This is a genomic window from Natronococcus sp. JC468, assembly GCF_012163165.1.
Classification (GTDB): Archaea; Halobacteriota; Halobacteria; order Halobacteriales; family Natrialbaceae; genus Natronococcus; species Natronococcus jeotgali.
This window is the reverse complement of sequence record NZ_JAAVUO010000071.1, coordinates 1-10,692: the sequence shown is the minus strand read 5'-3', so window position 1 is coordinate 10,692 and position 10,692 is coordinate 1. Positions and strand designations below refer to the sequence as shown.

Below are 10,692 nucleotides of genomic sequence, written 5' to 3'. Positions count from 1 at the left end.
TCTGATCGACAGCAGCCTGGAGGAGCGTCTGTCGGATGATCCCGGAGTCGAAGCCGCAGCCTTCGACTCCGGGGATCGGGATCTCAGAGAGGAGATCAAGCGCTAAGGTTTCAAGGTCAGAGGCCGTAAGAACAGTGTCTGAATGGTAGAGGAACTTCATACACCCATCCAGACGCTTCCTGAGAATCTAACCTTATCAGTCCTGACTAACTTCTGATTCGATGGGAACTACCGAATATATGGATGCAGAAATACATATGAATATCAAATATTCATTAAGTACTAGAATTAACCAGAATTTTCTTTTTGTAAAACTATAATATACGTATGGACTATATTTTCGGTAGAATGACTAACACGGATATCTTTTATTCAAAACACTTCAAAAGAGTTTTGTGCAATAGTGTCAATTACACATGGGGAAGGGGTTGCTTTCGGATCACAGTTCGGAACAATCGAATCAAAGCACAATACCGTCACTTCGGCCATTCGTGATGGAGAAATCCTATGACATGCGATGACACACCTGAAGACGATGAATCAACCCCAAAATCTTCAGAGCGAATTCGACACGAGTGGTGTGATACAGACAATCCAAGCACGGCTGTAATAAACGCAATTGCCGCTATAACTGGACGTGATCCCGAAAAGATACCTCCGTTATACGATTACGCTGACCCCGCTGCATTAAATACTCTCATGACACCACGGACCAATAATGTACAAGACTCAATTAGTGTCTCCTTCACATACGAGGATGTCGAGGTTTTGGTTGATAGTAGTGGTTGGGTCGAAGTCCAACTAAATCGTACTAACTTGGAGTAGAGGACACCTCACTCATACAGTGGTGAGGTAGAGTACATCTTGCTTTATTTATAAACACACCCATATATATAGGCGGCACATTTAATTATTATGAATCCATGATATGTGTCTGACGATGGATTCAGGCATGCACAATTCAGAAAATATTGATATTAACAGCAGTGAGCGATTTGATGAAATTTTGACTGTCCTAAGCAATACACAGCGACGACAAATTCTATATCAACTCAGAAACCAGGGAGCCACTTCACGAACTAAAATGGCACGTCGTCTCGCTGCATGGAAATACGAAATCTCACCTGAAGAAGTTCCGGATAAGGTGATGAAAGCATTTGAAATAGAATTATACCATAATCATCTTCCTAAGCTCAAAGAAGCACATCTCATTGAATACGATAAAACTTCTAAACAGATTTTGGTTGATGATCTCTCCACCTTCGTTGAGATGTGTATTGATTGTTATTTTTCTATAGATCTCCCTTCATACGAAAATTAAGATGCATTGGCCAATGCAGTCTCAGTACCTCACGAAGCATCGTCAGTTGGCCAAATCTGCTTGTACAGATTGATTTGACTGGCTCGCACTCTGAATCATGGATTCTACTGAATCATAGAGGAAATTAGAGAGCGATACTAGTCTCTTTTCAAATATATATTAGAAATATCAAACTTCTATTATTGCTCCTTTCTTGTTGAAGTTGGAATGTCAATGAAATTCACGCGACGAAAGATCCTCCATTCTGCAGGTGCTGTGTCCTCAATGGCGGTGTTCAGTCAAGGTGTACCAGGGAGTCTGGAAGAACATAACGGTGCTGCTGCACAGACTACAACTGACGTAAGCGTGCCGGAACCATGTGGTGTTCAGATAGGCGACGTGGTTGGCGACCGAGCGATCATTTGGAGTCGGGTTGACCGACCAGCACGTATGTATATCGAGATCGCAACTGACGCGGGTTTCGAGAACATACGGACAATCCGTGGTCCAGCAGCGCTGTCAAGCACTGATTATACGGTCAAACTCGATCTGGGCGGGCTTCCCCGGGGCAAACAACTTTACTTTCGAGTAATCTTTGAATCACTAGCCGAACCCGGAGTACGGAGTGATCCTGTGACTGGATCCTTCCGGACGCCACCCGAAGATCAGCGCGATATTCGGTTCCTCTGGGGTGGCGACGTAGCCGGCCAAGGATGGGGGATCGACCAGAGCCGAGATGGGATGACCATCTTTGAGACAATGTGTGGCGTGGACCCGGACTTTTTCATTCATTCCGGTGATGCAATCTATGCTGACGGTCCACTGCCCGAAGAAATTGAACTTGATGACGGGTCTGTCTGGAATAATCTGGTTGTCGATGAAAAAGCTGAGGTTGCCGACACACTCGACGACTTCCGTGGCAATTATCGGTATAACTTTCAGGACGAACACTATCGGGACTTCGTCGCCAAGGTCCCGATGATTGCCCAATGGGATGACCATGAAGTCACGAACAACTGGTACCCTGGTGAGATCCTCCCTGAAGATGATCCACATGACGTGAAAAGTGTTGACTTGTTGGCTGCTCGCGGCCAGCGAGCCTTCATGGAGTATATGCCCGTTCGGGCACAGCGAGATAATCGGGATGAACATTACTCCACCTTTCCTTACGGTCCGTCACTCGAGATATTTCGGCTCGATCTGCGAAGCTATCGGGGGCCTAACACTGCTACGCTAGCCGACGAGCAGAGTTCCGACACCGCAATTCTAGGCGCGGAGCAACTTGCCTGGCTCAAACAGTCCTTGGCCGATTCTGATTCCACCTGGAAGGTGATCGCCTCGGATATGCCTCTTGGACTCGTGATCCCAGACGGGGAGTACGTCGAAGGGATAGCAAATGAGGACGGTCAGCCTCGTGGCCGAGAATTCGAGATCGCCGATCTCCTTTCGTTCCTTGCAGAAGAGAATATCACGAATCTCGTCTGGCTTACCGCTGACGTTCATTACACTGCTGCCCACCACTATCATCCAGATCGAGCGCAGTTTACTGATTTCGATCCGTTCTGGGAGTTCGTTAGCGGTCCACTTCATGCTGGAACGTTTGGCCCAAGCGAGCTCGACAATACATTCGGTCCCGAGGTCGTCTTCTCGAAAGCCCCTCCAGAAGGCGAAGCTAACCTTCCACCCAGTGCCGGTCTGCAGTTCTTCGGTCAGGTCGACATTGATGGTGATAGTGAGATCTTGACTGTTCAGTTGAAAGACCGTGATGGAACAACACTGTTTACGAAAGAGCTAGACCCGAACTAGGAAGCGAGTGAACTGCCTTGGGGCTTGACCCGATGCATTCTACCTGCTCAGAAGTTGAGACTGCGTTCTCCAATGCATATGGAATCGTCACCCGTTTCGTCACTTCGTTTTGACGAGTCTTCACCGAAAGAGCTGATACAGAGAAAGTGCGTATCTATCAGCGACAAAACGACGACTATCAATTCTCCACGTATATGATTCTGGTATTAGAAAAGCACTTGTCAGGAGTACACGTTTACTGAGTTTATGAGCCCTCCATTATTCCGTCGCAAGATGCTGGCTGTTAGTTCCATTGCTGGTATTAGCTGTCTCGCCGGCTGTCAAGGTATGACGAATTCTGTGAGCCCGAGTACATCGGATGAAAGCGAAACCGACGGGAGTGACGAATCACTCGGACTCGCATACTCAGAGAACCGTACATCGTTCCCAAGCGAGGGGGAAGCTCATAGCGGGTGGGTTCACATCGTTAGTGACGGTGAGTCAGCGGATTTAACGTTTGACGTGAGGTTCTGTAGCGAATTAGGAGAAGTCGAACCAGAGCTGGCCCATTCTACTGCGAATGAGTTCGTCTTGAGATTCGACATCACGTCTGGATTCAGTAGCGGAACGTCGTCTAGTAGGCAGTTCGAGGAATCGCAATGCAGTTCAGTCACTCACCTTGTCGGTGGAGCAAATGTGCCGAGTGACTGGGAAACACTTACTGTCACAGTGAACAACACCGAAATCCAAACGATTGAGCGGTCAGGAACGGTGCCAGAACTTCGACCACTTCCAGACCCAATCCACCCTCGATAGAGTTCAACTCTGCTAAGTGGTAAGTCCTTCACCTGTACGTAGCGGTTGTCACTCTTGAGTACAGTTGCGTTCCAGTAGTTGAGGCTGCGTCGCCCAATGCATATGGATCGACATTCGCTTCGCTACTTCGTTTCAGCAATCCTTCACGGGAAGAGCCGCCACAGAGGAATGCGAACTTAACATGGATAATTCTATAAGGCAAGCTAGGTGTTGATACCGCCGTGCTGCATACAACGCGCGAATGTCGCAGGAGATGTGGCTTGATTTGCGAAGGAGGTGATCGCTCAGTACAGGCGAAGGGTCTAACGATGTGTGCTGTGATCTATTCCCTAACTGGTAGGAGACCTGTGCAAGACTTAGAGTCTGACTTCAACCTAGCAAGAATTCCGGTCCAGAGCAAAGAGATTGAATCAAGTATGGTCGCATATCTTCTACCACGTCACCTTGCCTGAGGTATACAGTTCTCCGTCAACGAATATTTGCTCACCCTGGGTTATGGTGACTTGATGATCAGCATATTGGAACGTAAAGCTCCACTCGCCCTTTTCTCGTCCAGATAGACCCTCTAACATTCCTGGGTCAATGTATGTGTAAAGCGGGTCGAGTTCTTCTTGATCTACGCCATCTGCGTTGGCTATCGCTTCGACAACTTTGACGACGAGGTCAGTCTCAGTCATCTGCAGCTAGTTCCCCTAGAACCCGACAGTTTGTGAGCAAGGAATCAGGGATTTCCTCTATCGATTCGAACACCTTCTCAACAATAAATTCCGCTTCGGCAAAATTGGGTCCACGCTGGACACAGAACGGTTCAGACTCCCAACGAACGTATCCTGCGTCGGCGAGCTTCGGAAGGTGGTGATGTCGCAGCTTGACGGCTAACGTTTCGGAATCCATTGATTGATTGGGCGACTCTGCAGCGTCAGGCAGTAGAACCCGTTGATCCAGGGGTGCATCCCGCAACGAAATAATAATCTCCCGTCGTGGTCCGGCCGAAAGAACGTCAAATAACTGATCCCATCGTTCTGCCCATTTCTGCTCATTAGGTGAGTCGAATGACATACCATGTCCATTCCCTCTAACCTCTTCAGGCTTGCCGATCGACAATGCAACATACTATCGGAATAAAAATCTCACCTTGTTTTGGCCACATGGTTCACTAATTTTGGAGTGGGACAAACGGGATCGTCGTGCTGCACTAACCCTCTCTATTCAGCAGGCGTTTTTGACAGCTATCGGAGAAATTGATCGTCTCTCCGTTACTTGCTTGCCCTGTATTGATCAGTATAGATATACTCTTGCGATCGAGTTAGAAGCGTTCGACCATTGGCCTCCACGCAGTCTTCGCGACGCGATGTCTTTCGAGCGATCGCAACGGATTCACATCGAGAGTGGCCAGCGTACGACACAACACAGTTGTACGACCGGAGTTCGCTCGGGGCACTTGAAGAGGATATTGGGACTGTCGTATCCGCCTGGTTTGCTTACGAAGAGCACAACTCAGTTGACGAGTTCATTTGTGAACTCCCGTTGCAATACGTTGATCTGACTCCGCATGATCAATACGACGAACCAGCAACGTACGCAATGCGAACGCTGGTTCGGGCGTTTCTGCTGAAAGAAGCCTACGGTTGGGACCACGAAACCGCACTCCTGGAGTATCTCAAAGATCAGCCAGTGATCCAACAGCAGCTTGGCTTCGAGACGCTTCCTGACCAGTCAACACTCTGGCGGACGTGGCACTGCCGGTTCTCACCTGATTTGCAGGAGACGATCCAGAAGAGCGCACGAACCGTTCTCATCAACGCCAACAGGGAAGGCAGCGACGTTCCCAGAGACCCGCTTCGTACCTCTGAGAGCCATGAAGAGACCAGTCCCACCGATCACGAAGTGCTCACTCGTGCAGATGTGATTACTGAACAGGTGAGTCATATCGCCTATCCGGTGTTCTCGCTCAATCGTGGAGACAGCTGTGAGATTCACTCGAACGCGTTCTGGGATCTCCAGACATACCTCGGGCTCCGAGAGAATCTGGCAGCGAACGAAGGAGCACGTAGTTTCCTCTATGATTCTCAGCGAGATCGGACGCCGTTGGGACACGCTCACCGAGATCATATCCGTGGCCTCTCGATTGAGTCGATTCGCGAGATGTATCACGAGGCGTTGCAGCGGCTTATCGACCAGGTGTCAGAGACAGATGTTTTCCATCGTGCTGGACTCGTTGCGATCGATACGACCGAGGCAAAGCCGTTCACTGGCGATCGAACAGGCCACGAGGACGAGATACTCGGGACAAAAGATGGTGAATACGCTTACCAGTGGGCGACGATACAGTTGGTTGGGAAAGCTGTTCCATTGGTACTGGACGCTCGGCCGATCCGAAAGGGTGAGAGTCGTCGTGAGATCGTTGAGGACTTGCTAGACTCGGCGCAGGACCTTGTTCACGTCGATCGTGTGTTGATGGATCGAGCGTTCGACAGCCAGCATATTCTCGAAGAAATCGATCAACGCGGCCTCGGGTATGTTGTTCCAAAGCGGATGTACACGAGCGAACGAGCTCAAGCAAAGCGTCTACTCCGGTGGGATCGAGACCGCTACGTTACTGACCGCAAACTCCACTTGGGGAAGAACGAGTGGCATGAGACCACCCTAATCTACAGACGACGAGAAAACGCTGAAAGTGACGATTACACGCAGTACAGTGTTTTCATGACGAACCGCCGTCCAGGAGCGGTTCACTTCTATGCTTCTCGGTGGGAGATTGAGAGCGGCTACAAGACCATTAAGCGGTTCATGGCAGCGACGACGTCGAAGAACTTTGTGCTACGATTCTTCTACTTCGCGTTCGCCAGTCTATTGTATTCGATTTGGAGAGCGGTTGATTTGCTTGTACAGATTGAATTGACCGGCGAGTACGAGCAGACACCACTCATAACGGCTGAGAACACGCTCACGCTGTTGAAGAAGGAGACCGGAATCGGGTGAACAGCTGCTCTATCCACATGAGAGAGTTAGTTTTGAGTGGTGACACTGGAAGCTATAGTAGTAGTTAGAAATAGTTGCTCACTTTTGGCGTAGAGAGTTGATCAAGAGCTGTATCAATCGCTGTCGTCAGCTCGTCAAGTGAATCAAAGAAGCGGTTGCTAAGAGACGCTTGAAGCTGTCTCCAGCATTCCTCGACAGGGTTCAGCTCTGGCGAATACGACGGCAACGTCACGAAGGCGAGGCCGTCACGGTCCGCAAGGTCCGTGACGGCCGACGCCTGAAAGTACGGCGCTCCATCGAGGACCACAATCAAGTCCTCCTCAAATTCTTTGCATAATGCCAAAATGAAATGTTTTGCGTGCTCGGCCGTGACGTACTCGGTGAATCGGGAGAAAAAGCGATCACCGTCTTCGGTGATTGCGCCGAGCAAACACGTCCAATCGCGTTGCCCGGAGAGTTCGACGGAGGGCCGCGTGCCGCGCGGGAACCACGCGGCACGCGGCTCGACCTGCACGGATTTCTTGGTTTGGTCGATGCAGACTATTGTGGCGTCCATCTCCCGCCGCTTTTTTTGATCTCGTCACGGAACGCTTCTTGATCGTCTTCATCAGCTTCGGCGGCTGTACGACGCGGTTTTTGATAGCTGAGTCCAGCTTCTTTCAACAACCGCCGACAACTCGGATAAGAGTACTCGACGCCGTAGGTTTCTTCGAGAAATTCCTGGACGAGCGCCGGCGTCCACGCCGGCGCGTCGATCCCGGCTTCCTCGGGCGGTTCGTGAACGGTTTGCTCGAATTCTTCTTGCTGTGATTCTGAGAGCTTTCGTTTTCTTCCGGATCGATGAGCATCAGAGACGGCTTGCTCAAGTGGTTCGTCCGTATCAAGTCGTATCAGCCAGCTATAGATCGTTCTTCGCCCGGTATCGTGCCACTCGGCAAGTTCGGTCTGCGTGACGCCGTTCTTGTACGCAATCGCAGCTAACAATCGTTGTGTCGGCTTGTTTCCCTCAACATTGTTGAGGGCGTCTTGAAGTTCTTCGACGGAAATCTCGTCGAGATGGTCCATTACATATGGCAACACCTTCCGAGCTGAAAGTTCTAACGACTACTATAACCCTCGTATATCTCATTGTCTGCTTGCTCTACTTGGTTGGACTCAGCAAGCAGACTTCTCAATCAACGGCTTTGTAAAGTGCTGATAGAGAATCCACAAGCAACGGCCAATCTTACAAGAGACGCTAGTCACCGCTACATAACTGTGGTGTGAGGCTTAACCAAAGATAAATGGAATCAGAATAGGCCAGGAACCAAGATGTACGTCAGTAACATTCCGAATAGGCCAGCAAACACTGCAAATATGATCATTGGGATGATAGCTTTCCGCAGCAGGTCCCCTTCACGCCCGGTGATTCCAACGACACCACAGATAGCGGCGATGTTCAATACCGAGACCATATTTCCGAGACCGCCGCCGACGTTCTGAAGGCTGACGGCGATTGTACGGGAGAGACCAACTGTGTCAGCGGCATTGTACTGGAGCACGCTAAAGAGAATGTTCGAAGATGTATTACTTCCAGTCATGAACGAACCGATGGCACCGATCAACGGTGAAATGAGCGGAAGCAGACCGCCGGCACCCATAGCTAACGCACGGCTGAGAGCCTCCATCATACCAAGGAAGTCAGCGGTATTCGTTTGTGACTGGATCATTATTTGGGTCATCGAGACGGCAATAACGAGTGTGAGTGCAGCGGGAGCAACCTGCTTAACCGAGCGTCGCCACGCCATGCCCATTTGGGATGTGTCCATCTTGTGGATGAACCCGGTAAGGATAGCGATAGGGATGAACGGCATCGTTCCTGGAAGATAGAGGTACTGGAGGGTGTATCCAAGCTCTGTACCAAGAATTGAGTCAAGACTAATAGAGAAACTCTGGATCCAATCGAGAACGGCGACACCACTGATAGTAAGGTCTGGCCACCGCGTGATGAGTAGCGCAAGCGCAACGAGTAGGTACGGTGTCCACGCTAACAGCACGGACATCTCCTTTTTCGACTGGTCTTGGGATACCTCATCAAGTTCGAGGCCGCCAAGCCATGTATCGCTCCACCTTGACTCCTCGGGAAAGTCCCACTCGCTCTCGGGAATGAGGATATTGTTGTTTGCAAGCTGAAGACCAACCGCGAGGACCACAAATCCGGCAGCGATATCCGGCAGCGCGGGTCCGACGAACCACGCGATCACTAATTGTGTACCTCCAGTGACAACACCAAGGAGGAGCGCAAATGGTGCAATGGGAAGAGTGCTCTGCACAGCCTTTGAAATGCTACGTCCACCGCTGGCGTCACCAAACCAGTATGTTAAGAAGAATACGCCAAGTAAGCCCCAAAACACGTACGTAAGTCCCGTGACAATACCAGACCACGCAGAGACTGCCGAGAGGAACTCATTAACGCTCATCGAGCCGGACAGAGCCGGTTCAATAACTGCGCCGGTCCCGCCGGTAACAGGTGTCCCGGCCGCACCGAATGGCGGATTTGGGGCGTTGAAGTAAAGACCGAATACTGCGGCGGCTAACGGCGGGAATCCAAGACCAATGAGCAACGGTGCAGCGAGCGCGCCCGGAGTACCGAACCCTGCCGCGCCTTCAATAATAGTCATAAAGCCGAGGCCGATGAGCAACACCTGAATTCGCCGATCCTCTTCGATCTGACCGAAGTACCACCTGATAGTGGCGATAGCACCGCTCCCTTCGAGGTAGTTCATCAAGAGGATAGCACCGAAAACGATGAGAATGATGTCTACGGCTTGAAGCGCGCCGTAGATCGCTGACGCCAGTAGCCATGTTGGATCCATACTCCAGTACGTGAGTCCGATACCGCCCGCGAGCAACCATCCGACCCCCATTGCGCGGGCCGCTGACCACCGAAGTCCAGCCAGCAATACGAACGCGACGCCGATCGGAATGACACCGACAAGCGCCAGTGTGAGTACATCAGGCATAGTTACTGATTTTAGCTGTATTTCGGCGTCGCGTAACCAACCGTATATCATTTTCTTTTTGTTACAGCATCCACTATAGTCTTCCATGAATGTCTATTATATAATGGAAATATGTAACATATTCTATCAGAGGGCCTACAGAGGGAAACACCCATTAGGTTGTTTCATAAATTGTTGTTCTATGTCTGCCGAGCCAATCACGACCTTCGAATCGTCCCTTGAGGAAGTCGGGGTCGAACTCGTCCGGACAAGTACGGATCAGTTCGAGTCCACGCTGATCCCGCTTCTCAGCACACCCGCAGTCGGCGCTCCGCTCCCGTTCGAGAACGTCTCTCTACCGGACGCCGTAGAGACCGATCCTGGGGTAGAGGAACTCGAGGCCGCTAAAACCGGCGTCACCGCCGCCGGATACGGTATCGCCGAATACGGGTCCGTGATTATCCAAGGCGGCCCCGACGGCGAGGAACCGGCAAGCCTCTACGCCGACGAACACGTCGCCGTCGTCGCGGGCAGCGACGTCCTCCCGGACATGGACGCGACGTTCGATCGGCTCGCCGAGGATATTCGTAGCGACGCCGGGCAAGCTATCATCGCAACCGGACCGAGCGCTACGGCGGACATGGGCGCGCTCGTAAAGGGTGCGCACGGACCGGTGGAAGTCACCGTCGTTCTCCTGGAGGACAGATAGATGAGCGTCGATACCCGCCAACGGAAAGCTGAACGCATCCGCCACCTTCTCGAAACCGAAGGCGACAGCGTCCACAAGAACACGCAGGTCTTCAACAACGGCCGTTACGAGTCCACCGC

The 10,692-nt window shown here is 51.1% G+C and carries 9 protein-coding genes; 5 read left to right on the top strand and 4 right to left on the bottom strand.

The features are described from left to right. Positions 1-507: 507 nt before the first annotated feature. From GWG54_RS19915 to GWG54_RS19905, 3 genes are all read left to right on the top strand, one after another. On the top strand, positions 508-825 hold the full coding sequence (locus GWG54_RS19915) for a HalOD1 output domain-containing protein (RefSeq protein WP_167939385.1): 318 nt from the start codon (positions 508-510) through the stop codon (positions 823-825). 115 nt (positions 826-940) lie between these two features. Next, the gene (locus GWG54_RS19910) at positions 941-1,321 is read left to right on the top strand and encodes a hypothetical protein (protein ID WP_167939384.1); all 381 of its coding nucleotides are present in this window, start codon (positions 941-943) and stop codon (positions 1,319-1,321) included. 207 nt (positions 1,322-1,528) lie between these two features. Beyond that, positions 1,529-3,106 (top strand): alkaline phosphatase D family protein, encoded by a 1,578-nt coding sequence (locus GWG54_RS19905; RefSeq protein ID WP_312854311.1) that lies wholly within the window; start codon positions 1,529-1,531, stop codon positions 3,104-3,106. Between the two features lie 1,226 nt (positions 3,107-4,332). Here GWG54_RS19905 and GWG54_RS19900 read toward each other — a convergent pair. Continuing rightward, positions 4,333-4,578: a HalOD1 output domain-containing protein gene (locus GWG54_RS19900; RefSeq protein WP_167939383.1), complete on the bottom strand. Its 246-nt coding sequence runs from the start codon at positions 4,576-4,578 to the stop codon at positions 4,333-4,335. Next, positions 4,571-4,960, bottom strand: a complete 390-nt coding sequence (locus GWG54_RS19895) for a hypothetical protein (protein ID WP_167939382.1) — start codon at positions 4,958-4,960, stop codon at positions 4,571-4,573. Before GWG54_RS19895 ends, GWG54_RS19900 begins: the two co-directional genes overlap by 8 nt. A 264-nt stretch (positions 4,961-5,224) precedes the next feature. Between GWG54_RS19895 and GWG54_RS19890 the strand changes: the two genes are divergently transcribed. Next, complete coding sequence (locus GWG54_RS19890; RefSeq protein WP_167939381.1) at positions 5,225-6,883, top strand: transposase; 1,659 nt, start codon at positions 5,225-5,227, stop codon at positions 6,881-6,883. Between the two features lie 64 nt (positions 6,884-6,947). Here the strand turns inward: GWG54_RS19890 and GWG54_RS19885 are convergent. Then, positions 6,948-7,948 (bottom strand): IS630 family transposase gene (locus tag GWG54_RS19885; protein ID WP_086009387.1). Its coding sequence is split into 2 segments (ribosomal slippage): positions 6,948-7,456 and positions 7,456-7,948, totalling 1,002 coding nucleotides; the frame shifts between segments, so codons are not numbered across the junction. A 224-nt stretch (positions 7,949-8,172) separates the two neighbouring features. After that, positions 8,173-9,885 (bottom strand): L-lactate permease, encoded by a 1,713-nt coding sequence (locus tag GWG54_RS19880; RefSeq protein WP_049915129.1) that lies wholly within the window; start codon positions 9,883-9,885, stop codon positions 8,173-8,175. Positions 9,886-10,066: 181 nt separating this feature from the next. Between GWG54_RS19880 and GWG54_RS19875 the strand changes: the two genes are divergently transcribed. Continuing rightward, a complete protein-coding gene (locus tag GWG54_RS19875; protein ID WP_006825333.1) occupies positions 10,067-10,573 on the top strand; it encodes a lactate utilization protein C in 507 nt (168 codons plus the stop codon). Positions 10,574-10,692 lie beyond the last annotated feature (119 nt).